General features: G+C 56.0%; 21 protein-coding genes. 15 read left to right on the forward strand and 6 right to left on the reverse strand.

Going from position 1 to position 23,330, the window contains the following annotated elements; translation table 11 throughout:
- The first annotated feature begins 1 nt into the window (after position 1).
- The 6 genes from dnaB (at position 2) to HWQ15_RS09910 (ending at position 5,679) form a co-directional block, all read left to right on the forward strand.
- The gene (dnaB, locus tag HWQ15_RS09885) at positions 2 to 1,414 is read left to right on the forward strand and encodes a replicative DNA helicase (RefSeq protein ID WP_003860298.1); all 1,413 of its coding nucleotides are present in this window, start codon (positions 2 to 4) and stop codon (positions 1,412 to 1,414) included.
- A 16-nt stretch (positions 1,415 to 1,430) separates the two neighbouring features.
- Positions 1,431 to 2,510, forward strand: coding sequence for an alanine racemase (gene alr, locus HWQ15_RS09890; RefSeq protein WP_032627027.1), 1,080 nt, complete (start codon positions 1,431 to 1,433; stop codon positions 2,508 to 2,510).
- A 109-nt stretch (positions 2,511 to 2,619) separates the two neighbouring features.
- Positions 2,620 to 3,813, forward strand: a complete 1,194-nt coding sequence (gene tyrB, locus HWQ15_RS09895) for an aromatic amino acid transaminase (protein WP_023305262.1) — start codon at positions 2,620 to 2,622, stop codon at positions 3,811 to 3,813.
- A gap of 267 nt (positions 3,814 to 4,080) precedes the next feature.
- Positions 4,081 to 4,794 carry an acid phosphatase AphA gene (gene aphA, locus HWQ15_RS09900; RefSeq protein WP_003860292.1) on the forward strand — a complete coding sequence of 238 codons (714 nt, stop codon included), beginning with the start codon at positions 4,081 to 4,083 and terminating at the stop codon, positions 4,792 to 4,794.
- 112 nt (positions 4,795 to 4,906) lie between these two features.
- Positions 4,907 to 5,323, forward strand: coding sequence for a secondary thiamine-phosphate synthase enzyme YjbQ (locus HWQ15_RS09905; RefSeq protein ID WP_023299095.1), 417 nt, complete (start codon positions 4,907 to 4,909; stop codon positions 5,321 to 5,323).
- Positions 5,324 to 5,325: 2 nt separating this feature from the next.
- On the forward strand, positions 5,326 to 5,679 hold the full coding sequence (locus HWQ15_RS09910; RefSeq protein WP_006810472.1) for an MmcQ/YjbR family DNA-binding protein: 354 nt from the start codon (positions 5,326 to 5,328) through the stop codon (positions 5,677 to 5,679).
- Positions 5,680 to 5,682: 3 nt separating this feature from the next.
- On the opposite strand, the gene uvrA is transcribed toward HWQ15_RS09910, so the two are convergent.
- Positions 5,683 to 8,505 carry an excinuclease ABC subunit UvrA gene (gene uvrA / locus HWQ15_RS09915; protein ID WP_003860287.1) on the reverse strand — a complete coding sequence of 941 codons (2,823 nt, stop codon included), beginning with the start codon at positions 8,503 to 8,505 and terminating at the stop codon, positions 5,683 to 5,685.
- 251 nt (positions 8,506 to 8,756) lie between these two features.
- On the opposite strand from uvrA, the gene ssb1 reads away from it, so the two are divergent.
- Positions 8,757 to 9,281 carry a single-stranded DNA-binding protein SSB1 gene (gene ssb1 / locus HWQ15_RS09920; RefSeq protein WP_003860284.1) on the forward strand — a complete coding sequence of 175 codons (525 nt, stop codon included), beginning with the start codon at positions 8,757 to 8,759 and terminating at the stop codon, positions 9,279 to 9,281.
- A 60-nt stretch (positions 9,282 to 9,341) separates the two neighbouring features.
- Here the strand turns inward: ssb1 and HWQ15_RS09925 are convergent, their stop codons facing one another.
- Complete coding sequence (locus HWQ15_RS09925; RefSeq protein ID WP_022646751.1) at positions 9,342 to 9,623, reverse strand: YjcB family protein; 282 nt, start codon at positions 9,621 to 9,623, stop codon at positions 9,342 to 9,344.
- A gap of 441 nt (positions 9,624 to 10,064) precedes the next feature.
- Between HWQ15_RS09925 and HWQ15_RS09930 the strand changes: the two genes are divergently transcribed.
- Complete coding sequence (locus HWQ15_RS09930) at positions 10,065 to 11,465, forward strand: sensor domain-containing diguanylate cyclase (RefSeq protein WP_032621426.1); 1,401 nt, start codon at positions 10,065 to 10,067, stop codon at positions 11,463 to 11,465.
- A 265-nt stretch (positions 11,466 to 11,730) separates the two neighbouring features.
- Positions 11,731 to 13,296 (forward strand): EAL domain-containing protein, encoded by a 1,566-nt coding sequence (locus HWQ15_RS09935; protein ID WP_063149605.1) that lies wholly within the window; start codon positions 11,731 to 11,733, stop codon positions 13,294 to 13,296.
- A 6-nt stretch (positions 13,297 to 13,302) separates the two neighbouring features.
- Here the strand turns inward: HWQ15_RS09935 and soxS are convergent, their stop codons facing one another.
- Positions 13,303 to 13,629 (reverse strand): superoxide response transcriptional regulator SoxS, encoded by a 327-nt coding sequence (gene soxS, locus HWQ15_RS09940; RefSeq protein WP_003860277.1) that lies wholly within the window; start codon positions 13,627 to 13,629, stop codon positions 13,303 to 13,305.
- 98 nt (positions 13,630 to 13,727) lie between these two features.
- Here soxS and soxR point away from each other — a divergent pair, with 98 nt between their 5' ends.
- The 4 genes from soxR (at position 13,728) to HWQ15_RS09960 (ending at position 18,615) form a co-directional block, all read left to right on the forward strand.
- Positions 13,728 to 14,186, forward strand: a complete 459-nt coding sequence (gene soxR, locus HWQ15_RS09945; protein ID WP_003860275.1) for a redox-sensitive transcriptional activator SoxR — start codon at positions 13,728 to 13,730, stop codon at positions 14,184 to 14,186.
- A gap of 310 nt (positions 14,187 to 14,496) precedes the next feature.
- Positions 14,497 to 15,168 carry a glutathione S-transferase family protein gene (locus HWQ15_RS09950; RefSeq protein ID WP_063149606.1) on the forward strand — a complete coding sequence of 224 codons (672 nt, stop codon included), beginning with the start codon at positions 14,497 to 14,499 and terminating at the stop codon, positions 15,166 to 15,168.
- 297 nt (positions 15,169 to 15,465) lie between these two features.
- Positions 15,466 to 16,815 carry a guanine/hypoxanthine transporter GhxP gene (gene ghxP, locus HWQ15_RS09955; protein WP_022646757.1) on the forward strand — a complete coding sequence of 450 codons (1,350 nt, stop codon included), beginning with the start codon at positions 15,466 to 15,468 and terminating at the stop codon, positions 16,813 to 16,815.
- A 153-nt stretch (positions 16,816 to 16,968) separates the two neighbouring features.
- A complete protein-coding gene (locus HWQ15_RS09960) occupies positions 16,969 to 18,615 on the forward strand; it encodes a Na+/H+ antiporter (protein ID WP_022646758.1) in 1,647 nt (548 codons plus the stop codon).
- A gap of 513 nt (positions 18,616 to 19,128) precedes the next feature.
- Here the strand turns inward: HWQ15_RS09960 and HWQ15_RS09965 are convergent.
- On the reverse strand, positions 19,129 to 20,016 hold the full coding sequence (locus HWQ15_RS09965; protein WP_022646759.1) for a LysR family transcriptional regulator: 888 nt from the start codon (positions 20,014 to 20,016) through the stop codon (positions 19,129 to 19,131).
- Between the two features lie 102 nt (positions 20,017 to 20,118).
- Between HWQ15_RS09965 and HWQ15_RS09970 the strand changes: the two genes are divergently transcribed.
- The gene (locus tag HWQ15_RS09970) at positions 20,119 to 20,529 is read left to right on the forward strand and encodes a CidA/LrgA family protein (protein ID WP_022646760.1); all 411 of its coding nucleotides are present in this window, start codon (positions 20,119 to 20,121) and stop codon (positions 20,527 to 20,529) included.
- The gene (locus HWQ15_RS09975) at positions 20,522 to 21,211 is read left to right on the forward strand and encodes an LrgB family protein (RefSeq protein ID WP_022646761.1); all 690 of its coding nucleotides are present in this window, start codon (positions 20,522 to 20,524) and stop codon (positions 21,209 to 21,211) included. The genes HWQ15_RS09970 and HWQ15_RS09975 overlap by 8 nt, the downstream gene beginning before the upstream one ends.
- A 33-nt stretch (positions 21,212 to 21,244) precedes the next feature.
- Here the strand turns inward: HWQ15_RS09975 and actP are convergent, their stop codons facing one another.
- Both actP and HWQ15_RS09985 read right to left on the reverse strand, forming a co-directional pair.
- Positions 21,245 to 22,894, reverse strand: a complete 1,650-nt coding sequence (gene actP / locus HWQ15_RS09980; protein ID WP_023299099.1) for a cation/acetate symporter ActP — start codon at positions 22,892 to 22,894, stop codon at positions 21,245 to 21,247.
- Entirely contained in the window at positions 22,891 to 23,205 is a 315-nt protein-coding gene (locus tag HWQ15_RS09985) for a DUF485 domain-containing protein (RefSeq protein ID WP_022646763.1), read from the reverse strand. Before HWQ15_RS09985 ends, actP begins: the two co-directional genes overlap by 4 nt.
- Between the last annotated feature and the right edge of the window lie 125 nt (positions 23,206 to 23,330).

Consider the following 23,330-nt stretch of genomic DNA (forward strand, 5'->3'; position numbering starts at 1 on the left):
TATGGCAGGAAACAAACCCTTCAACAAACAGACTGAACCCCGTGAACGTGATTATCAGGTCGCCGGGTTAAAAGTCCCGCCGCACTCGATTGAAGCGGAACAGTCGGTGTTGGGCGGTTTAATGCTGGATAATGAACGCTGGGACGACGTCGCCGAGCGCGTTGTTGCGGAAGACTTCTATACCCGCCCGCACCGCCACATCTTTACGGAAATGGCGCGTTTGCAGGAGTCGGGCAGCCCAATCGACCTGATTACGCTCGCAGAATCGCTGGAGCGTCTGGGACAGCTCGACAGCGTCGGCGGATTTGCCTATCTGGCAGAACTGTCAAAAAACACGCCAAGTGCCGCGAACATCAGCGCTTACGCTGATATCGTCCGTGAACGTGCCGTTGTCCGCGAGATGATCTCGGTGGCGAATGAGATCGCCGAGGCCGGTTTCGATCCCCAGGGGCGCACCAGCGAAGATCTACTTGATCTTGCCGAGTCCCGCGTCTTTAAAATCGCCGAAAGCCGTGCGAACAAAGACGAAGGCCCGAAAAACATCGCCGATGTGCTCGACGCCACCGTTGCGCGTATTGAGCAGCTTTTCCAGCAGCCGCACGATGGCGTGACGGGGGTGAACACCGGTTATGACGATCTCAACAAGAAAACGGCAGGTCTTCAGCCATCGGATTTGATTATCGTCGCGGCGCGTCCGTCGATGGGTAAAACGACATTTGCGATGAACCTCGTCGAAAACGCGGCGATGTTGCAGGATAAACCGGTTCTTATCTTCAGTCTTGAGATGCCCTCAGAACAGATCATGATGCGTTCTCTGGCATCCCTGTCGCGTGTGGATCAGACCCGCATCCGTACCGGTCAGCTCGACGATGAGGACTGGGCGCGGATCTCCGGCACCATGGGGATTTTGCTGGAAAAACGGAACATCTATATTGATGACTCCTCCGGCCTGACGCCGACGGAAGTGCGCTCCCGCGCGCGCCGTATCGCCCGTGAACACGGTGGTATCGGCCTTATCATGATTGACTACCTTCAGCTGATGCGCGTTCCGTCGCTTTCCGACAACCGTACGCTGGAGATTGCCGAAATTTCCCGCTCGCTCAAAGCGTTAGCCAAAGAGCTGCACGTGCCGGTGGTGGCGCTGTCGCAGCTAAACCGTTCTCTGGAACAACGTGCAGACAAGCGCCCGGTCAACTCCGACCTGCGTGAATCCGGCTCCATCGAGCAGGATGCCGACTTAATCATGTTCATCTACCGTGATGAGGTTTATCACGAGAACAGCGATCTGAAAGGGATCGCCGAAATTATTATCGGTAAGCAACGTAACGGCCCCATCGGTACGGTACGTCTGACCTTTAACGGCCAGTGGTCGCGTTTCGACAACTATGCCGGTCCTCAATATGATGATGAGTAATTTCTAAGGAATTCAAATGCAAGCGGCAACTGTTGTGATTAACCGCCGCGCTCTGCGACACAACCTGCAACGTCTGCGAGAACTGGCGCCCGCCAGTAAGCTCGTTGCAGTCGTGAAAGCGAACGCTTACGGACACGGTCTTCTTGAGACCGCGCGAACGCTCCCCGATGCCGACGCTTTTGGCGTCGCCCGTCTCGAAGAAGCTCTCCGCCTGCGCGCAGGTGGAATTACGCAACCGATTCTGCTCCTCGAAGGCTTTTTTGAAGCCTCGGACCTGCCGACCATTGCCGATCAGCACCTGCACACGGCGGTGCATAACGAAGAACAGCTGGCCGCGCTGGAAACGGCCGAACTGAGCGAGCCGGTCACCGTGTGGATGAAGCTCGACACGGGCATGCACCGCCTGGGCGTGCGCCCGGAGAATGCCGAAGCGTTTTATCAGCGGCTGTGCCAGTGCAAGAACGTGCGTCAACCGGTGAATATCGTCAGCCACTTTGCCCGCGCCGATGAGCCTGAATGCGGCGCAACGGAACAGCAGCTTGATATCTTCACCACCTTCTGCGAAGGCAAACCGGGGATGCGCTCCATTGCGGCGTCCGGCGGCCTTCTGCTGTGGCCGCAGTCGCACTTCGACTGGGCGCGTCCGGGGATTATCCTGTATGGCGTTTCCCCGCTTGAGAACAAACCCTGGGGACCGGACTTCGGCTTTAAGCCGGTGATGTCGCTGGTTTCAAAGCTGATTGCCGTGCGTGAGCACAAAGCAGGGGAGCCGGTAGGTTACGGCGGCACCTGGACCAGTGAGCGCGACACGCGGCTTGGCGTGGTAGCGATGGGCTACGGCGACGGCTATCCGCGCGCCGCGCCAACGGGTACGCCGGTACTGGTCAATGGTCGCGAAGTGAAGATTGTCGGCCGTGTGGCGATGGACATGATTTGTGTCGATCTGGGACCCGACGCGCAGGATAAAGCGGGGGACGATGCGGTGATGTGGGGCGAAGGCCTGCCGGTAGAGCGTATTGCTGAAATAACAAAAGTGAGTGCTTACGAACTTATCACGCGCCTTACCTCAAGGGTCGCGATGAAATACGTCGACTAAACATGAGCGGGATGCGGTGCATCCCGCTTCTGTTAACATCCCCTCGATCTTCTCCTGCTTCCGGTTTATTGTTGAAAATCCTGCCTCATAACAATCCGGAGAACATCGCGTGTTTCAGAAAGTAGACGCCTACGCCGGCGACCCTATCCTCTCCTTGATGGAGCGTTTCAAAGAAGATCCTCGCAGCGACAAAGTGAACCTCAGCATCGGTCTTTATTACAACGAGGACGGCATCATTCCTCAACTGAAAGCCGTTGCCGAAGCCGAAGCGCGTCTTAACGCAACCCCGCACGGGGCTTCGCTTTATCTGCCGATGGAAGGGTTAAATACCTACCGTAATACCATTGCGCCGCTGCTGTTTGGTGCGGATCACGCGGTGCTCGCGCAAAAGCGCGTGGCGACTATCCAGACGCTGGGTGGCTCGGGTGCGCTGAAGGTAGGCGCAGATTTCCTGAAAAAGTACTTCCCGGATTCCGGCGTGTGGGTCAGCGACCCGACGTGGGAAAACCACGTGGCCATCTTTGAAGGCGCGGGCTTTAAGGTTGCGACCTATCCATGGTTCGACAGCGAAACCAACGGCGTACGCGTTGATGCGCTGCTGGAAAAACTGAACACTCTGCCGGAGCGCAGTATCGTATTGCTGCATCCGTGCTGCCATAACCCGACCGGTGCGGACCTCACCAATGCCCAGTGGGATGCGGTGATCGAGGTACTGAAGGCGCGTAACCTGATCCCGTTCCTCGACATCGCCTATCAGGGCTTTGGGGCGGGCATGGAGGAGGACGCCTACGCCATTCGCGCGATTGCCAGCGCGGGTCTGCCTGCGCTGGTCAGCAACTCTTTCTCAAAAATCTTCTCCCTCTACGGCGAGCGCGTCGGCGGTCTGTCCGTGGTGTGTGAAGACGCCGAAGCCGCGGGACGCGTACTCGGTCAGTTGAAAGCGACGGTCCGCCGTATTTACTCCAGCCCGCCGAACTTTGGTGCGCAGGTGGTCGCGACCGTACTGGGCGATGATCAGCTGAAAGCCACCTGGCTTGCGGAAGTGGAAGGCATGCGTAAGCGCATCCTGTCGATGCGTCAGGAGCTGGTTAACGTTCTGAAAGAGGCCGTGCCTGGACATAACTTTGATTATCTTCTCAAGCAGCGCGGGATGTTCAGCTATACCGGACTGAGCGCAGCGCAGGTCGATCGCCTGCGCGAAGAGTTCGGTGTCTACCTGATCGCCAGCGGCCGTATGTGTGTGGCGGGGCTGAATGCCGGCAACGTCCAGCGCGTGGCGCAGGCGTTTGCATCCGTAATGTAAGTATTCACTTACTTGCATGCTATATGTAGGCCGGGTAAGGCGCAGCCGCCACCCGGCTTTTTTGTTCGCGCCGGTGCCAGTCATTGTCCGGCGGCGCTTCGCTTACCGGGTCTACACGTTTCTTCTGCGCTTTGTGATCGTCTTCTTTTTATTCAGCTTCATAAGCAAAAACTCCTTTTCTTCCCCTCCCGCTGGGGTTATGGTCGGATAGTTTTTGACCATCCGCTCAAAATAAAAAGATAACAAACTGAATATTCAGGGGAAAACATGCGCAAGATCACACTGGCGCTCAGCGCCGCCTGCTTATTGTTCTCGCTTAATAGTACCGTTGTTGCGCGGGCTTCTGCACCCACGCCGCTTTACACCGGAACCACCGCCGCCATTCTTGCCGAACAGGCCCCCATTCATTGGGTTTCAGTGGCACAAATCGAAAACAGCCTGACGGGTCGCCCGCCGATGGCCGTGGGCTTCGATATTGACGATACCGTTCTCTTCTCCAGCCCCGGTTTCTGGCGCGGCAAAAAAACGTACTCCCCGGACAGCGAAGCCTATCTGAAAAACCCGGAATTCTGGGAAAAGATGAACAACGGCTGGGATGAGTTCAGTATCCCGAAAGAGGTTGCCCGCGCGCTGATCGCCATGCACGTAAAGCGCGGCGACAGCATTTACTTCGTGACAGGACGTAGCCAGACCAAAACCGAAACCGTCTCGAAAACGCTACAGGATGATTTTCTGATCCCGGCGGCCAGCATGAATCCGGTCATTTTTGCCGGGGACCAGGAAGGGCAAAACACCAAAACCCAGTGGCTGGAAAAGAAAAATATCAAGGTGTTCTACGGTGATTCAGATAACGACATCACCGCGGCGCACGACGTGGGAGCAAGAGGCATCCGGGTGTTACGCGCCTCGAACTCTACCTACCGGCCGCTGCCAATGGCCGGTAAATTTGGCGAAGAGGTGATCGTTAACTCCGAATACTGATGCATTAACGGCGGGGTGAATGCTTTTTTAAGCAAATCTCGCCGCGCGGGTTTTACCTTTCGCTTTCTTGCTGCACACTTAGAAAGATTCATCTTTCAACACGGAGCAGCACATGTGGTATCAACAGACCCTGACCTTAAGCGCAAAACCACGCGGATTTCACCTGGTGACGGACGAAGTCATCGGGCAAATCCGCGACCTGCCGCGCGTCAAAACGGGTTTGCTGCATCTGCTGCTTCAGCACACGTCTGCTTCTCTCACGCTCAATGAAAATTGCGATCCCACCGTCCGGTCTGACATGGAGCGGCATTTTCTGAAAACCGTCCCGGATAACGCCCCGTATGACCATGATTACGAGGGGGCGGATGATATGCCTTCGCACATCAAATCCTCTTTGCTGGGGGTCTCGTTGATGCTGCCGGTCCACAACGGACGGCTGCTGCTGGGAACGTGGCAGGGGATCTGGCTGGGAGAACATCGCATTCACGGTGGTTCGCGTAAAATTATCGCAACGCTACAAGGGGAATAAAGATGACAATTTCGGAGATACTTCAGTACTGCATGAGCAAGCCGGGCGCAGAACAGAGCGTTCACAGCGACTGGAAAGCCACGCAGATAAAAGTGGGTGATGTGTTGTTCGCGATGGTAAAAGAGGTGGAGGGACGTCCTGCGGCATCGCTGAAAACCAGTCCTGAACTGGCCGACTTACTGCGCCAGCAGCACGATGATGTCAGGCCAAGCAAGCATCTGAATAAAGCACACTGGAGTACGGTGTTTCTCGACGGCTCGCTGCCAGATTCGCAAATTTACTACCTGGTAGATGCGTCGTATCAACAGGCGGTAGAACTGCTGCCGGAAACGATCCGACAGCAGCTCTCCGTGTAACGATTACAGCAACGGTTTGAGGAAGCGCGCGGTGTGCGAGGCTTCGCACTCTGCAACGGTCTCTGGCGTACCGGAGACGAGGATTTCACCGCCGCCGCTGCCGCCTTCCGGGCCGAGATCGACAATCCAGTCCGCGGTTTTAATCACGTCCAGGTTGTGCTCAATTACCACGATGGTGTTGCCCTGATCGCGCAGCTGGTGCAGCACGTCCAGCAGCTGCTGGATATCCGCAAAATGCAGGCCGGTGGTCGGCTCGTCCAGAATGTACAGCGTCTGACCGGTACCGCGTTTGGACAGCTCACGCGCCAGCTTCACGCGCTGCGCTTCACCGCCGGACAGCGTTGTCGCTGACTGCCCCAGACGAATATAGGTCAGACCCACATCCATCAGGGTTTGCAGCTTACGCGCCAGCGCAGGGACGGCGTCAAAGAACTCGCGCGCCTCTTCGATGGTCATATCCAGCACTTCGTGGATGGTCTTGCCTTTGTACTTAATCTCCAGCGTTTCGCGGTTATAGCGCTTGCCTTTACACTGGTCGCACGGCACGTAGATATCCGGCAGGAAGTGCATCTCAACCTTGATTACGCCGTCGCCCTGGCACGCTTCACAGCGGCCGCCGCGCACGTTAAAGCTGAAACGTCCTGGCGTGTAGCCGCGCGAACGCGCTTCCGGTACACCCGCGAAGAGTTCACGGACGGGCGTAAAGACGCCAGTATAGGTCGCCGGGTTGGAACGTGGGGTGCGGCCAATCGGGCTCTGATCGATATCGATAACCTTGTCGAAATGCTCCAGCCCCTGAATGTCGCGGTACGGTGCAGGCTCGGCCAGCGTCGCGCCGTTCAGCGCCGTCTGCGCAATCGGGAACAGTGTATCGTTGATCAGCGTCGATTTACCGGAACCGGACACGCCGGTGATGCAGGTAAACAGCCCGACAGGCAGCGTCAGGGTCACGTCTTTCAGGTTGTTGCCGCGCGCCCCGGTTAGCTTCAGCACTTTTTCCGGGTTCGCCGCCACGCGTTGTTTTGGCACTTCAATTTTGCGCTTGCCGCTCATGTACTGGCCGGTCAGCGACTCGGGCACCGCCATAATGTCTTTCAGCGTCCCTTCTGCCACCACCTGTCCGCCGTGCACGCCAGCGCCCGGGCCGATGTCGATCACGTGGTCTGCGGCGCGAATGGCGTCTTCGTCGTGCTCAACCACAATCACCGTGTTGCCAAGGTTACGCAGGTGAACCAGCGTGCCGAGCAGGCGTTCGTTGTCGCGCTGGTGCAGGCCGATAGACGGCTCATCCAGTACGTACATCACGCCGACTAAGCCCGCGCCAATCTGGCTCGCCAGACGGATACGCTGGGCTTCACCGCCGGAGAGCGTTTCAGCCGATCGGGAAAGCGTCAGGTAGTTCAGGCCGACGTTCACGAGGAACTTGAGGCGATCGCCGATCTCTTTCAGCACTTTTTCGGCGATTTTCGCGCGCTGGCCGGAGAGCTTCAGGTTGTTGAAGAAGTCCATCGCGTGGCCGATGCTCATGTCTGAGATGGTCGGCAGCGCCGTGTTTTCGACAAACACGTGACGCGCTTCGCGACGCAGACGTGTACCCTCGCAGGTGGCGCAGGAGCGGTTGCTGATGAACTTCGCCAGCTCCTCGCGCACCGCGCTGGATTCGGTCTCTTTGTAGCGGCGCTCCATGTTGTGCAGCACCCCTTCAAACGGGTGGCGACGCACGGAAGTGTCACCGCGATCGTTCATGTACTTGAACTCGATGTTCTCTTTGCCGGAACCGAACAGGATCACTTTATGTACGTTCGCGCTCAGGCTGGCCCACGGGGCTTCAACGTCGAACTTATAGTGCTCTGCCAGCGATTTCAGCATCTGGAAGTAGTAAAAATTACGCTTATCCCAGCCGCGAATGGCGCCACCCGCCAGCGACAGCTCCGGGTTCTGGATCACGCGGTCCGGGTCGAAATATTGCTGAACGCCGAGGCCGTCACAGGTCGGGCACGCGCCCGCTGGGTTGTTGAACGAGAACAGGCGCGGTTCCAGCTCGCGCATGCTGTAGCCGCAAATCGGGCAGGCGAAGTTGGCGGAGAAGAGCAGCTCTTCCGCTTTCGCATCGTCCATGTCTGACACCACCGCCGTGCCGCCCGACAGTTCCAGCGCCGTTTCAAAGGATTCCGCCAGACGCGTCGCCAGATCTTCACGTACCTTAAAGCGGTCAATCACCACTTCGATGGTGTGTTTCTTTTGCAGCTCCAGCTTTGGCGGATCGGACAGGTCACACACTTCGCCATCGATACGGGCGCGGATATAGCCCTGGCTTGCCAGGTTTTCCAGCGTTTTGGTGTGTTCACCCTTACGCTCTTTAATGATTGGCGCCAGCAGCATCAGGCGTTTGCCTTCCGGCTGAGACAGCACGTTATCCACCATCTGGCTGACGGTCTGGGCCGCCAGCGGAACGTCATGATCCGGACAACGCGGCTCGCCCACGCGCGCATACAGCAGACGCAGGTAGTCATGGATTTCGGTAATGGTACCGACCGTAGAACGCGGGTTATGCGATGTGGATTTCTGCTCAATGGAGATAGCAGGAGACAACCCTTCAATGTGGTCGACATCCGGTTTTTCCATCAGCGACAGGAACTGACGCGCGTACGCCGAGAGCGATTCAACGTAACGACGCTGTCCTTCGGCATACAAAGTGTCGAAAGCCAGTGAGGATTTGCCAGACCCCGAAAGCCCGGTCACGACGATGAGTTTGTCGCGAGGGATTATGAGGTTGATATTCTTGAGATTGTGGGTGCGGGCGCCCCGAACTTCGATCTTATCCATTCACCTTTCCCGGTTGGAACACGGATTGCCTGATTTGTTTGAAGGACAAACGGCTGTCAGAAACGGCTAATTATGACACAAAATGACCTGTTTGAATATACAGTATTGGAATGCATTTTCTGATTCACTGTGTAACAATGTCGAGTCCGCGAGAGAACTCTGGAACATGCTACGCAACTATCAAAGTGTCGTATGGAAATGGTACACTCGCGCGTTTACACTATTAAGAAACGTATTCAGGAGACACGAACATGGCCAGCAGAGGCGTAAACAAGGTGATTCTCGTCGGTAATCTGGGCCAGGACCCGGAAGTACGCTACATGCCGAGTGGTGGCGCAGTTGCCAACATTACGCTGGCTACTTCCGAATCCTGGCGTGATAAAGCGACCGGTGAAATGAAAGAGCAGACCGAATGGCACCGCGTTGTGCTGTTTGGCAAACTGGCTGAAGTGGCCGGTGAGTATCTGCGTAAGGGTTCTCAGGTCTATATCGAAGGCCAGCTGCGTACCCGCAAATGGACCGATCAATCCGGTCAGGAAAAATACACCACGGAAGTGGTGGTCAACGTAGGCGGCACCATGCAGATGCTGGGTGGTCGTCAGGGCGGTGGCGCACCGGCAGGTGGCGGCCAGCAGCAGGGCGGTTGGGGTCAGCCTCAGCAGCCTCAGGGCGGCAATCAGTTTAGCGGCGGCGCGCAGTCTCGTCCGCAGCAGCAGTCTGCTCCGGCACCGTCTAACGAACCGCCAATGGACTTCGACGACGATATCCCGTTCTGATATCCAGACGCGTGAAACACAAAAAACCCAGACAATGTCTGGGTTTTTTATAACAGGCTATCAGGTAATCACCATCGGCCAGTCTGGCGGAGTGTGGCTCATGGCTTCAACCATCACCACTTTAATGTTTTCCCAGACGGCGGCCATATCCACCAGCGTAATGCCGAGCAAACCTGTCGCGAACCAGCATGCGGCACCCAACCCTAACAGGGTGCTAATCACAGCAAGACCTGCGTAGTCGGACTTTCGGAACTGAATGTTTAACGTGCTGGCCAGGAACATCAAAACCGCGCTCAACAACGGCCAGCGCAGGAGCACCATGCTGGTGGTAATGGTTGCCATAAAACCCATCCTCGACAAAACAGACGAACTGGAATGAAACAATGTTTCTCGTTACATAAGATGTGTGAACTATATCACATTTGCTGTTTTATTCGCCAGTATCGTATGAGGTAAAAGTGGGTTTATAACCGGGGAAAATATATCGTACTCGCCCAGATCGGCGCTTAGCCGGAATTTTTATTTTTAATTCATTCAGATAGCAAAACCTTTGCAAAACACCCTCGGCTGTATAGCGTTTACAGCAGTATGTCTATGGATTATGCTTGTGTGGAACAATAAATGTACCCGCAAAAATAATTCATCACATTGAATTATTTGGTTTTTTTTGGATTTTTATTCTTTTTTAACACTCAGCATACTCTTTGATTTCGTGGTCTTATTCTTTTATTCAGATATGAGTTATTGCGGTTGCTCTCTCGATTAATGACCTGCGAAAAGATAATGAAAGAAAAAAGACGCGAGATTATTAACGACAGCATGCAGGCTCTGCACGCCCTGGCGAAGCTGATGCCACAACTCAACGCGCAGTGTTCGCCGGTTGAAATGCTGGAAATCATCAACAGCGCACTGGGGGCAAATCTCTCGTGGGTCAGTGTCGAATCCGCAGACGGGCCGCGCGTGGTTTGTGCCGGCGACGTGACGTGTCACGCCTTCAACGTGGCGGATTTTCTTGCCAGCACCCTGTTGCAGCGGCATCACCGCGCCTGGCGCGTTATCTACTGGAAAGAGCATATTGGCCGGGCGGTATTTTCCCCTCAGCACCCGGGCTATGCGCGGCTGCAAAGCGGCGTGCTGTGTAAACTCTCAGCGCATGGCAGACAGTGCAGTGGTTATTTCTTTTTGGCTTTTAATGAAAAACTGACCTCGTTGCCGATATTGAAAAATATCGTGGTGGTATTGGTCGAGAAGCTAAAAGATTATTTTGATGACATCATCGTGAGGGAAAAAACAGCGCAAGAGATGCAGCGCGTCGTCACGCAATATAAAACTTTATTTGAACGTGCTCCGGTATTGATGAACGCCTTTGACAGACATAACCGGTGTGTATTGTGGAACGCCGAATGCGAAAAAGTCTTTGGCTGGAGTATGACTGAAATCGGCGAGCACCCCGATCCGCTGGCCCTGTTTTACCCGGATCCCGAGGAGCGACAGCGCGTGCAGGAGTCGGTTCGTTTCGCACCACTTAAGGATATGTACGAATGGCACCCGGTGCGTAAAGACGGGACGCCGTTAACCATCCTCTGGTCAAACATCCTTTTACCGGATAACTCCATTCTCAATATTGGCCTCGATATCACCGAACGTAAAAAAGCAGAACAGCAGCTGACCGTCAAAGCCACCACGGACGATCTGACGGGCTGTCTGAATCGCTCGACAATTTTACAGCGGCTCAAAATGGCGCTGGCTGCCAGTTCGCCGCAGGATGTCAGTAGCCACTTCTGTCTCCTGATGTTCGATCTCGATTATTTCAAGCAGATCAACGATCGGTGGGGACATCAGGTTGGCGATGCGGCATTGATTCACTTTTGCGACCGTATTCGCGAAGTGAGCCCGGCCGGGTCGGCACTGGGACGGGTAGGAGGCGAAGAGTTTGTTCTTCTGCTGGCGCGTACGGATGGTATGGCCGCTACGTTGCTCTCTTCCCGGCTGCGTGCCGCGCTGATCTCAAAACCGCTGCGTGTGGGCGATAAAACGCTGGTACTCTCTTTCAGCGCCGGGGTGGTTGAAGTCTGTCAGGGGCAACGGGATACTTCTGCCATACTGATGCGTGCCGATCAGGCATTATATGACGCCAAGCGTACGGGAAGAGGAAAAACGGTTCTGGCGTCTGATTATTTATAAATCAGCATAAGAACAAAGAGCAGGCTATTTCAGCCAACAAATTTTCCACACATGTCGCGGGTAATTATTATCCTTATCAGAAACGAAATGAATACTTTTAGTTTGGCTTACGGGAAAATATTATCGGCATCACGAATTTTAGGATTTTTAATACCAAAAGTCAGTTGCTAACTTCCCATGATTCATGCAACGTAATCACCTGTTTATCAAAGCAGCCGGTCTTCATTGCTACAGGCGTACAACATGCAGGGATACAGAGCGGGAAATGAATCGTAGCGCGCGGCGCAAAATGCTCAAAGCGGTCGGGATTATCATGGTAGTTATGCTGCCGGTGATGCTTGCGCTATGGTTTGCCCAGCTTAGAGCCGTGTCGGAAATCAGCGCTCAGCTGCGCACGTTTGCTGAACTTGCTTTAAACAAAACTGAACGGGTTATTCAACAGGTTGATATGGCCCGGGAAGACGCAGAAAAATATCAGGGTAAAGTGTGTACGCCGGAGCATCGTCAATATATGTTGAACGTTTCCCGCGGTCGCCTTTTTGTTGCCGATTTAATTTATGCTGAAGGCCAGGACTTTCTCTGCTCGACCCTTTTTACGCCGGATCATCCTTACATCATCCCCGCTGCCAATTACACACGTAAACCCGACGTTGCTATCTATTATTTTCGCGATACGCCATTTTTTAATGGTTATAAAATGATATATATGCAGCGCGGAAATTATGTCGCAGTGGTCAACCCGCTTTCGTACAGTGAGGTGATGTCAGACGATCGTTCCCTGTCGTGGGGAGTGTATGACACCGTCAGCAATGCATTCTTTTCTGTGAGTCAGAAAGCCAGTATTTCTTTATTGCATTCGATGCTCCGACATCAGGAAACGACTTTTCAGAAAGATGACCGTTTTTATACGATTGTAAAATCAGAGCAGAGGCCCATTGCGGCCATCGTTTCAACCTCCAATGCCCGTTTTTATAAAACGCTTTATCATCAGGCTACTCTGACGCTACCGCTGGGGATGATTTGCAGCATTATTATTTTGCTGGTGTGGTCGCGAACACACCGTGAATTCAATTCGCCTGGCCGACTTCTGCACCGGGCGCTGAATAAACGCCAGCTGTGCGTCCATTATCAGCCCATTATTGATATAAAAAATAACCAGTGCGTGGGAGCAGAGGCGTTGTTGCGCTGGCCAGGATTCAACGGTCAGGTTATGAGCCCGGCGGAATTTATTCCCCTGGCCGAAAAAGAGGGGATGATTGAGCGCATTACGGATTACGTCGTGGAGGAGGTGTTCACCGATCTGGGCCATTTTCTTGCCGCTCACCCCGATCTGTATGTCTCGATTAACCTGTCGGCGTCAGATTTTCACTCTTCGCGTCTTATCGCCCTGATCTCCGACAAAGCCCGCTTTTACTCGGTTCGCGCGCAGCAAATAAAAATTGAGGTGACGGAGCGGGGGTTTATTGACGTGCCGAAAACCACGCCGGTCATTCAGGCGTTTCGCCAGGCGGGGTATGAAGTGGCGATTGATGATTTCGGAACCGGCTACTCTAACCTGCATAACCTCTATTCGCTGAACGTCGATATCCTGAAAATCGACAAATCTTTTATCGATACCTTAACCACCAACAGTACCAGCCACCTGATTGCCGAGCACATCATTGAGATGGCGCAAAGCCTGCGGCTGAAAACCATTGCGGAAGGAGTCGAGACGGGGGAGCAGGTGAGCTGGCTGCTGAAGCGTGGCGTGCAGTATTGTCAGGGATGGCACTTCGCGAAAGCGATGCCGCCCCAGGCATTTATGGCCTGGCAGCAGCAACCCTTGCGTTAACACGCATTAATTGAGCTGATGGCGGTAGTCGCTCGGCGTACGGTCAAACTCGCGGCGGAAGACGCGGGAAAAGGTCTGCTGCGACACATAGCCCAGATCCATTGCGATATCAAAAATGGGCCGCTGCGTTGAGCGTAACGCCTGCGCCGCCAGCAGGAGCCTGCGCTGGCGAATGTAGTCACCCAGCGTTTGATGCATTACGGTGCGGAACATTCTCTGTAAATACCATTTCGAATAGCCCGACTTCTTAGCGACCACATCAATGTTCAACGGCTGGTCGATATGTTCATCAATCCATTCAATAAGCGTCTGAATAATTTGCTGATGCGACATAAGGTTACCCCTCTGTGGAGACATCTGTCCTGGTTGATTCGTCGTTTTCTCTGCGGGGGAGTATAATTCCTCAAGTTAACTTGAGGTAAAGAGGTTTTATGGAAAAGAGATTACCGCGCATCAAAGCGCTGTTAACCCCCGGTGAAGTGGCGAAACGAAGCGGCGTGGCGGTGTCGGCGCTCCACTTCTATGAAAGCAAAGGGTTAATAAAAAGTATCCGTAACGCCGGAAACCAGCGGCGCTATACCCGCGATGTGCTCCGCTACGTGGCGATTATCAAAATTGCGCAACGTATCGGCATCCCCCTGGCTACCATCGGCGACGCGTTCGGCGTATTGCCGGAAGGACACTCGCTGAGCGCGAAAGAGTGGAAGCAGCTGTCGTCCCAGTGGCGAGAAGAACTGGATCGTCGTATTCACACGCTGGTGGCCCTGCGCGATGAACTGGATGGCTGCATTGGTTGCGGGTGTTTATCACGTAGTGATTGTCCGCTGCGTAACCCGGGTGACAGGTTGGGCGAGCAGGGGACGGGGGCGCGGTTGCTGGAGGAGGATTGAAAGGTGTTTGCCGGGTAAGGCGCAGCCGCCACCCGGCAACAAGCATAAAGAACTAAAGCGCCACTAAGGGCGCTTTAGTTTTTTCCGGTCTTTGTCTTTCTCTCTATCCCGCTGGCTCACGGGAGGGTTTCCCCCGACATCAGTACTCCTCGTGTCGAGCTTGTGGAGGAGGTTCCGGTTTGTACTGACACTTTAATTCTATGCCCGGCCGCCGTTTTTGCCACCGGAGATGATGAGATTTTAGCCGAATTTTTTTCGTGAAGTTGTTCAGTTTTCTATAGTTAAAAAGTATGAATCACCGGAGAACATCATGCTAACGGTCCACCACCTTAACCAGTCTCGTTCCCATCGCGTCCTCTGGGCGCTGGAAGAGCTGGGTCTGACATATGAGATTGTGCGCTACCAGCGCGAAAAAACCATGCTCGCACCAGAAGCGCTCAAAAAAGTGCATCCGCTGGGAAAATCCCCGGTACTGGAAGATAACGGACTGGTTCTGGCTGAATCAGGCGCGATTCTGGAATATCTTCAGGAAACGTACGATTCGGCGTCACGATTCAAACCGTTAGATCCCGCCCATAAAGTGCAGTATCGCTTCTGGCTGCATTACGCCGAAGGATCTTTGATGCCGCTGCTGTTAATGAAGCTGGTATTTAACAGCCTCGGCAAACCCCCCGTCCCGTTTGGCCTGCGCACGCTGGGTAAGGCGCTGGGGCAGGGGGTGCAAAAAGCGTATCTCAACCGCCAGCTGGAAACGCATGCGCGCTTTATTAACGATCATCTTGCCGAAAACAGCTGGTTTGCCGGCGATACGCTGAGCATGGCTGATATCCAGATGAGTTTTCCCCTCTTTGCCCTGCTGGCGAGAGGCGGCATCGACAATCTCGACCACATAGCGGCGTGGAAACAGAGAGTGGAGGCACGTCCGGGCTGGCAGACAACGCTTGCGAAAGGCGGCCCGCTGACAATACCCGGCGGGGGATGAAATGTAACGAAATTGCGCATGGACGATAACGTTTGCGCATCCTCTGCTTAATTCTTCATCGTCATGAGGCAATTTTAGCGAAAAACGAGAAAGTTCAGTTGAAAAGGGCGGGTATTAGGCTAGATAATCGTTTGCCTACATTTGACCACCCGTTTTGTAAGCGCGGAGCTAAACGTTTGCTTTTTTTGTGACGCCCCTTTCGTCGCAAACGCAGCACAAGGATTTGACGTTTCGCTGGCAGTGGAGTCTCCACCACGCTTACGGACTTTCAATAAAAATTTTCAGGGGATGTTTTCTATGTCTACGCCATCTGCGCGTACCGGCGGTTCACTTGACGCCATGTTTAAAATTTCTGCTCGCGGCAGCACCGTGCGCCAGGAAGTTGTTGCCGGTCTGACGACGTTTCTGGCGATGGTGTACTCCGTCATCGTGGTGCCGGGCATGCTCGGCAAAGCGGGCTTCCCGCCAGCGGCGGTCTTCGTTGCCACCTGCCTGGTTGCGGGTGTGGGTTCGATTGTGATGGGCCTGTGGGCGAACCTGCCGCTGGCGATCGGGTGCGCCATCTCCCTGACCGCGTTTACCGCCTTCAGCCTGGTGCTGGGCCAGCATATCAGCGTCCCCGTAGCGCTCGGCGCGGTGTTCCTGATGGGTGTTCTGTTCACCGTGATCTCTGCTACCGGCATCCGTAGCTGGATTTTGCGCAACCTGCCGCAGGGCGTGGCGCACGGCACCGGTATCGGCATCGGCCTGTTCCTGCTGCTGATTGCCGCCAACGGCGTGGGTCTGGTCATCAAGAACCCGCTGGACGGCCTGCCGGTTGCGCTGGGTAACTTCGCGAGCTTCCCGGTAATTATGTCGCTGGTGGGTCTGGCGGTGATCATTGGCCTGGAAAAACTGAAAGTGCCGGGCGGCATTCTGCTGACCATTATCGGCGTGTCCATCGTCGGCCTGATTTTCGACCCGTCCGTTCATTTCTCCGGGATTTTCGCCATGCCGTCGCTGAGCGATGACAACGGTAACTCCCTGATTGGCAGCCTGGATATTGTGGGCGCGCTGAACCCGGTGATCCTGCCAAGCGTGCTGGCGCTGGTAATGACCGCGGTGTTTGACGCCACCGGGACCATCCGCGCGGTGGCGGGGCAGGCTAACCTGCTGGACAAAGACGGCCAGATCATTGACGGCGGCAAAGCGCTGACCACCGACTCCCTGAGCAGCGTTTTCTCTGGCCTGGTGGGTGCAGCGCCAGCGGCAGTGTACATTGAGTCCGCAGCGGGTACGGCGGCAGGCGGCAAAACCGGCCTGACGGCTATTACCGTTGGCGTACTGTTCCTGCTGATCCTGTTCCTCTCTCCGCTCTCTTATCTGGTGCCAGCTTACGCGACCGCACCTGCGCTGATGTACGTTGGCCTGCTGATGCTGAGCAACGTGGCGAAAATCGACTTTGCTGACTTTGTTGATGCCATGTCCGGCCTGATCACCGCGGTCTTTATCGTGCTGACCTGTAACATCGTGACCGGCATTATGATCGGTTTCGCCTCGCTGGTGATTGGGCGTCTGGTCTCCGGTGAGTGGCGCAAGCTGAACATCGGTACCGTTGTCATCGCCGTTGCGCTGGTGGCGTTCTACGCGGGCGGCTGGGCAATTTAAGTTATCCATTGATGCGAAAACGGGTGGCTCAGGCCGCCCGTTTTTATTTTCAGGACTCATCCCGTTGTCTTTTACGTTACTCTGGAGAGGATAGAATAAGAGGCACGACGCCTCAGGTTTGGCTTGAAAAGAAACACAGCAAACAGGGAACGCATGGAAATTTTCTTCACAATACTCATCATGACCCTTGTGGTCTCATTATCCGGGGTGGTTACACGCGTACTGCCCTTCCAGGTCCCCCTGCCTTTAATGCAAATAGCTATCGGCGCGCTGCTGGCGTGGCCGACGTTCGGTCTGCACGTGGAGTTCGATCCGGAACTGTTCCTCGTGCTGTTTATCCCGCCGCTGCTGTTTGCCGATGGCTGGAAAACGCCGACGCGCGAATTTCTTGAGCACGGGCGAGAGATCTTCGGTCTGGCGCTGGCGCTGGTGGTCGTTACCGTGGTCGGGATTGGTTTCCTGATCTACTGGGCCGTACCGGGGATCCCGCTTATACCCGCCTTTGCGCTGGCTGCCGTGCTGTCGCCGACCGACGCCGTGGCGCTGTCCGGCATTGTGGGCGAAGGGCGCATTCCTAAGAAAATCATGGGCATTTTGCAGGGCGAGGCGCTGATGAACGACGCTTCCGGCCTGGTCGCCCTGAAGTTTGCCGTGGCGGTAGCCATGGGCACCATGGTCTTTACCGTCGGCGGTGCAACCCTCGAATTCTTCAAGGTGGCGATTGGCGGTATCCTCGCAGGCTTTGTTGTAAGCTGGCTGTACGGTCGTTCGCTGCGCTTCCTCAGCCGCTGGGGCGGCGATGAACCGGCGACGCAGATCGTCCTGCTGTTCCTGCTGCCGTTCGCCTCTTACCTGATTGCCGAACATATCGGCGTGTCGGGCATTCTGGCGGCGGTAGCCGCGGGGATGACCATCACCCGTTCCGGCGTGATGCGCCGGGCGCCGCTGGCGATGCGTCTGCGCGCGAACAGTACCTGGGCGATGCTCGAGTTTGTCTTTAACGGCATGGTGTTCCTGCTGTTGGGCCTGCAACTGCCGGGCATTATGGAATCTTCGCTGATCGCGGCCGAAGCGGATCCAAACGTTGAAGTCTGGATGCTGTTTACCGATATCGTACTCATCTACCTTTCGCTAATGCTGGTGCGTTTCGGCTGGCTGTGGACGATGAAGAAGTTCAGCGTTCGCTTCCTGACCAAAAAGCCGATGGAGTTCGGCTCCTGGACCACGCGCGAGCTGCTGATTGCCTCTTTCGCGGGCGTTCGCGGGGCGATCACCCTTGCTGGTGTGCTCTCCATTCCTCTGCTTCTGCCGACGGGCGACGTCTTCCCGGCGCGCTACGAGCTGGTGTTCCTGGCGGCGGGCGTGATCCTCTTCTCCCTGTTTGTCGGCGTAATTATGCTGCCGATTCTGCTGCAGCATATTGATGCGGGTGACACCTCGCAGCAGCATAAGGAAGAGCGGATTGCCCGTGCGGCGACGGCGGAAGTAGCGATTGTCGCCATCGAGAAGATGGAGGAGCGTCTGGCCGCCGATGCCGAAGAGAACATTGATAACCAGCTGCTGAAGGAAGTCAGTTCACGCGTGATCGGTAATTTGCGTCGCCGTGCTGACGGACGTAACGACGTGGAAAGTTCGTTGCAGGAAGAGAACCTCGAGCGCCGTTTCCGCCTGGCGGCGCTGCGCTCCGAGCGTGCCGAGCTGTATCACCTGCGCGCGACGCGGCAGATCAGCAACGAGACGCTGCAAAAGCTGCTGCACGATCTGGATCTGCTGGAAGCGTTGTTGATAGAGAATCAGTAGCGCTGTAATTGCCCGGTGGCGCTGCGCTTACCGGGCCTACGTGCTCGATCGGTTCCCTCTCCCTATGGGCTGAGGGTTCCCCACAAATTAATGCGAGCACTGAGCAATCCCCTCGCCCCTCCGGGGAGAGGGTTAGGGTGAGGGGAACATACGGCGGTGGTGGTCATTCCGTTCACTTTATGTTCCTTGCTACTCTGTAACGACATGACCGGTGAACGTGCCAGGGTGGCTCAGTCGCCACCACCCTGGCGACCCGGGCTCCCGGCGGTAAATCGCCGCTTCGCGGTGCCCTCGGCTTATTCCTTCCGGCTTATCGGGTACGGGCGGAGGCAACGTCCCTGTAAAGCCGCCCTCTCGGCGCATCCCTGCGCCTCGCCCCGGCCGGAAGGCAAACGCCTCAGCGATTTACAGCCGGACCAGGGCATCGCTGACAGCCCTCAGTCATTTAGAAAGCAACTTTATTGCTTCTGCATAAAAAAATTACTGGGGATCCCTCAGCCCTATGGGAGAGGGTTAGGGTGAGGGTACCCAAAACCCCTCACAGCATTGCAACCACGCCTGTGCGCTGTGCGACAGATACACCCCTTCACGCCAGATCATCCCTAACTGCCAGTGCAGATCGCTCTCCAGCGGGATCCAGCGCAGCGTGTTTTTATCCAGCCGCTCGCAGATCGGCTGCGGCAGAATGGCTATCCCCACGCCCGCCTGTACCATCGCTGCCAGAAAATCCCACTGGCCGCTGCGCACCGCAATGCGCGGCTTTACGTTGTGCTGGTTGAACAGCGCCATCAGCTGGCGGCTTAAGGCGAAATCTTCGTTGTAAATCAGCAGCGGGTGTTCGCCGAGCAGCTCGGGTTTTACTGATTCAATCTTCAGCCAGTCGCCGGAGCGCGGCACCAGCACGCACAGCGGGTGGCTGAACAGCGGCAGCGTCGCCAGGCCGCTTTCCTCCTCTACGGGAAGGGCCGTCATGGCCACGTCCAGTTCACCGTTCATCACCGCCTGCTGCACGGTCAGGCCGCCAAACTCAGAGATTTTTAGCTCAACGCCGGGATAGCGCTGGCGAAACAGGCTAATCGGCCCGGCCATCATCATGCCGACCATCGGCGGAATGCCGAGCCGCAGCAGCCCTTTTGTCAGGTGGTTGATGTCCCCAAGCTCGGCCTCCAGCTGGCGGAACTCCGCCAGAATTGCCAGCCCGCGCTCGAACACCACGCGACCGGTATCGGTCAGCAGCAGCTTGCGCCCGTCGCGGATCAGCAGGGTACAGTTCAGCTCATCTTCGAGGTTTTTCAGCATCTTACTGATGGTAGGCTGGGTTACGAATAACTTCTCCGCTGCGCGGGTAAAACTTTGCTGGCGAACCACCTCGACAAAATAGCGCAGCGTTCTTATGTCCATGATTATTCCTCGAAACTATACCTTCGATGATTTTAATTCATTTCAGTCGATACCGTACGCTCACTATACTGGCGCCTCGTCTCATTTCTGAGGAAAACCCCCATGGCCGTGGCGTTAAGCCGTGTTACTCCTGCCGTTGTTCAACGACTCCAGGTACCGGTTCAGGTACTGCTCTACGCGGGACTGTTTGTTTTTGCTGAATATCTTGTCGACTGGCTGAACCTGCCTTTACCCGCCAACCTGGTGGGAATGGTGCTGATGCTGACGTTGATCCTCTGTCGCGCGTTACCCCTTAGCTGGGTGCGGGCCGGTGCGCGCTGGCTGCTGGCGGAGATGCTGCTGTTCTTCGTTCCGGCCGTGGTGGCGGTGGTGAATTATGCGCAACTGCTGATGGTCGACGGCTGGCGCATCTTTGCGGTTATCGCCCTGAGCACGCTGATGGTGCTGGGCGCCACCGCCTGGGTGGTGGATAAAGTGTATCGCTTTGAAATCAGCAGGCAGAAGCATGACTAACTTTCAGATAAGCGTGCTATGCCTGATTGCGACAGTCGTCATTTACTTTGCCAACAAGCGCCTGTATCGCCGCTTTCGCACGCTGCCGCTGATGCCGCTGGTCTTTACGCCGATCCTGCTGGTGCTGATGCTGGTCTTCGGCCATATCTCCTGGCAGAACTACATTGGTGAATCCCACTGGCTGCTGTGGCTGCTCGGCCCGGCGACTATCGCCTTTGCGGTGCCGGTGTATGACAACCTGGCAATTATTAAACGCCACTGGATGTCGCTCAGCGCGGGAGTCGTCACCGCGACGGTAGTGGCGGTGTGCAGCTCGGTCTGGCTGGCGCGGCTGTTTACCCTGTCTGATGAAATCCAGCGCAGCCTGGCGGTACGCTCGGTGACCACACCGTTCGCGCTGGCGGCGGCTAAACCGCTCGGCGGACAGCCGGATCTGGTGGCGCTGTTTGTGGTGGTGACCGGCGTGTTCGGCATGGCAGTGGGGGATGTGCTGTTTCTGCGCCTTTCCATTCGCGAAGGGATGGCGAAAGGGGCGGGGTTTGGCGCGGCGTCGCACGGGGCGGGGACGGCACGTTCGTATGAGCTGGGACAGCAGGAAGGCGTTGTTGCAAGCCTGGTGATGATGCTCTCGGGCGTGACAATGGTATTAATCGCGCCGCTGGTGGCGTGGGTGATGTTTTAAGTTCCCCGGCCAGAGCGACCGGGGAGAAAAGGTTTAGTGCGCGCGGCCCTGCTCAACACCCAGGCCGGTTTGCGAGCGGATAAACTGGGCGCGGAATTTCTCACGCTCCAGGTTACCCTCCGGCGAGTTGTCGGTCGCTGAGAAGAACCAGATCCCGATAAACGCCACGGCAATGGAGAACAGCGCCGGGTATTCATACGGGAAGATAGCGCTTTCGTGACCGAGGATCTGCACCCAGATGGTCGGGCCGAGGATCATCAGAATCACCGCCGTCAGCAGCCCCAGCCAGCCGCCAATCATCGCCCCACGGGTGGTCAGTTTTGACCAGTACATGGAGAGCAGAATGATCGGGAAGTTACAGCTTGCCGCAATCGAGAAGGCCAGCCCCACCATAAAGGCGATGTTCTGCTTCTCGAACAAAATCCCCAGCAGGATGGCGACGACGCCCAGCACCAGTACGGTGATTTTGGAGACTTTCAGCTCATCGCGCTCGCTTGCGCCTTTGCGGAAAACGTTGGCGTAGAGATCGTGCGATACCGCAGACGCACCAGCCAACGTCAGCCCGGCAACCACCGCGAGGATGGTGGCGAAGGCCACGGCAGAGATAAAGCCGAGGAACAGGTTACCGCCTACCGCGTCGGCCAGATGCACCGCCGCCATGTTGTTACCGCCGATAAGCGCGCCCGCCGCGTCTTTAAACGCCGGGTTTGCCCCCACCAGCATGATCGCGCCAAAGCCGATGATAAAGGTCAGTATGTAGAAGTAGCCCATAAACCCGGTGGCGTAGAACACGCTTTTACGCGCTTCACGTGCATCAGACACCGTGAAGAAACGCATCAGGATATGCGGCAGGCCAGCGGTACCGAACATCAGGCCGAGACCGAGCGAGAGCGCGGATATCGGATCTTTCACCAGCCCGCCCGGGCTCATGATCGCTTCCCCTTTCGGGTGCACTGACATGGCTTCGGTAAACAGATTATTGAAGCTGAACCCGACGTGCTTCATTACCATAAAGGCCATAAAGCTGGCGCCGAACAGCAGCAGTACCGCTTTGATGATCTGTACCCAGGTGGTGGCCAGCATGCCGCCGAACAGGACGTACATCACCATCAGCACGCCTACCAGCACCACCGCGACGTGGTAGTTCAGACCGAACAGCAGCTCGATCAGTTTGCCCGCGCCGACCATCTGGGCAATCAGGTACAGCGCCACCACCACCAGCGAACCGCAGGCGGAGAGCATGCGGATGGGGCCTTGTTTGAGGCGGTATGAAGCTACGTCTGCAAAGGTGTAGCGGCCAAGGTTACGCAGGCGCTCGGCAATCAGGAACAGAATGATCGGCCAGCCGACGAGGAAGCCGAGGGAGTAGATCAGGCCGTCATACCCCGAGGTATAAACCAGCGCGGAGATCCCGAGGAACGAGGCGGCAGACATAAAGTCTCCCGCAATCGCCAGCCCGTTCTGGAAGCCTGTAATGTTGCCGCCCGCGGTGTAGTAATCGTTACGGGAGCGCACGCGTTTCGACGCCCAGTAGGTGATGTAAAGCGTTAGTACCACGAAAATCAGGAACATGATAATCGCCTGCCAGTTGGTTGGCTGGCGCTGGACCTCGCCGGTAAGGGCATCTGCCGCATGGGCAGCAAAGGGAAGTGTGGCGGCAAGCGCCGTCAGGACTCGCTTCATGATGCTTTTACCTCGCGCAGAACTTCTCTGTTAAGACGATCGAATTCACCGTTCGCACGCCAGACATACACACCTGTCAGCACAAACGAAATAACGATAACGCCAATGCCAATTGGGATGCCGCGCGTAACGCTGGTTCCGGCGTGCAGCGGCGTACCGAGCCACTGCGGCGCAAAGGCGATCAGCAGAATAAAGCCGACGTAAATAACCAGCATGATGATGGAAAGGATAAAGGCAAACCGTTGCCGTTTTTCGACGAGCTCCCTGTAGTGCGCACTATTCTCTATCTGCTGACAAATATCGTTATTCATCACAGAGTCTCCAAAGGTAAGGTTGGTTTGTTTTTATCCCCTCTCCCCTATGGGGAGAGGGTTAGGGTGATGGAAGGAAGGTGCGGTCTGATGCCCTCACCCCGGCCCTCTCCCACGGGGAGAGG

Source organism: Enterobacter sp. DSM 30060, from assembly GCF_013375955.1.
In the GTDB taxonomy this organism is placed as follows: domain Bacteria; phylum Pseudomonadota; class Gammaproteobacteria; order Enterobacterales; family Enterobacteriaceae; genus Enterobacter; species Enterobacter intestinihominis.

Coding starts and splice junctions, on each gene's coding strand:
- dnaB (WP_003860298.1), top strand. CDS start 2: ATGGCAGGAAACAAACCCTTCAACAAACAGACTGAACCCCGTGAACGT.
- alr (WP_032627027.1), top strand. CDS start 1,431: ATGCAAGCGGCAACTGTTGTGATTAACCGCCGCGCTCTGCGACACAAC.
- aphA (WP_003860292.1), top strand. CDS start 4,081: ATGCGCAAGATCACACTGGCGCTCAGCGCCGCCTGCTTATTGTTCTCG.
- HWQ15_RS09905 (WP_023299095.1), top strand. CDS start 4,907: ATGTGGTATCAACAGACCCTGACCTTAAGCGCAAAACCACGCGGATTT.
- HWQ15_RS09910 (WP_006810472.1), top strand. CDS start 5,326: ATGACAATTTCGGAGATACTTCAGTACTGCATGAGCAAGCCGGGCGCA.
- uvrA (WP_003860287.1), bottom strand. CDS start 8,505: ATGGATAAGATCGAAGTTCGGGGCGCCCGCACCCACAATCTCAAGAAT.
- ssb1 (WP_003860284.1), top strand. CDS start 8,757: ATGGCCAGCAGAGGCGTAAACAAGGTGATTCTCGTCGGTAATCTGGGC.
- HWQ15_RS09925 (WP_022646751.1), bottom strand. CDS start 9,623: ATGGCAACCATTACCACCAGCATGGTGCTCCTGCGCTGGCCGTTGTTG.
- HWQ15_RS09930 (WP_032621426.1), top strand. CDS start 10,065: ATGAAAGAAAAAAGACGCGAGATTATTAACGACAGCATGCAGGCTCTG.
- HWQ15_RS09935 (WP_063149605.1), top strand. CDS start 11,731: ATGAATCGTAGCGCGCGGCGCAAAATGCTCAAAGCGGTCGGGATTATC.
- soxS (WP_003860277.1), bottom strand. CDS start 13,629: ATGTCGCATCAGCAAATTATTCAGACGCTTATTGAATGGATTGATGAA.
- soxR (WP_003860275.1), top strand. CDS start 13,728: ATGGAAAAGAGATTACCGCGCATCAAAGCGCTGTTAACCCCCGGTGAA.
- HWQ15_RS09950 (WP_063149606.1), top strand. CDS start 14,497: ATGCTAACGGTCCACCACCTTAACCAGTCTCGTTCCCATCGCGTCCTC.
- ghxP (WP_022646757.1), top strand. CDS start 15,466: ATGTCTACGCCATCTGCGCGTACCGGCGGTTCACTTGACGCCATGTTT.
- HWQ15_RS09960 (WP_022646758.1), top strand. CDS start 16,969: ATGGAAATTTTCTTCACAATACTCATCATGACCCTTGTGGTCTCATTA.
- HWQ15_RS09965 (WP_022646759.1), bottom strand. CDS start 20,016: ATGGACATAAGAACGCTGCGCTATTTTGTCGAGGTGGTTCGCCAGCAA.
- HWQ15_RS09970 (WP_022646760.1), top strand. CDS start 20,119: ATGGCCGTGGCGTTAAGCCGTGTTACTCCTGCCGTTGTTCAACGACTC.
- HWQ15_RS09975 (WP_022646761.1), top strand. CDS start 20,522: ATGACTAACTTTCAGATAAGCGTGCTATGCCTGATTGCGACAGTCGTC.
- actP (WP_023299099.1), bottom strand. CDS start 22,894: ATGAAGCGAGTCCTGACGGCGCTTGCCGCCACACTTCCCTTTGCTGCC.
- HWQ15_RS09985 (WP_022646763.1), bottom strand. CDS start 23,205: ATGAATAACGATATTTGTCAGCAGATAGAGAATAGTGCGCACTACAGG.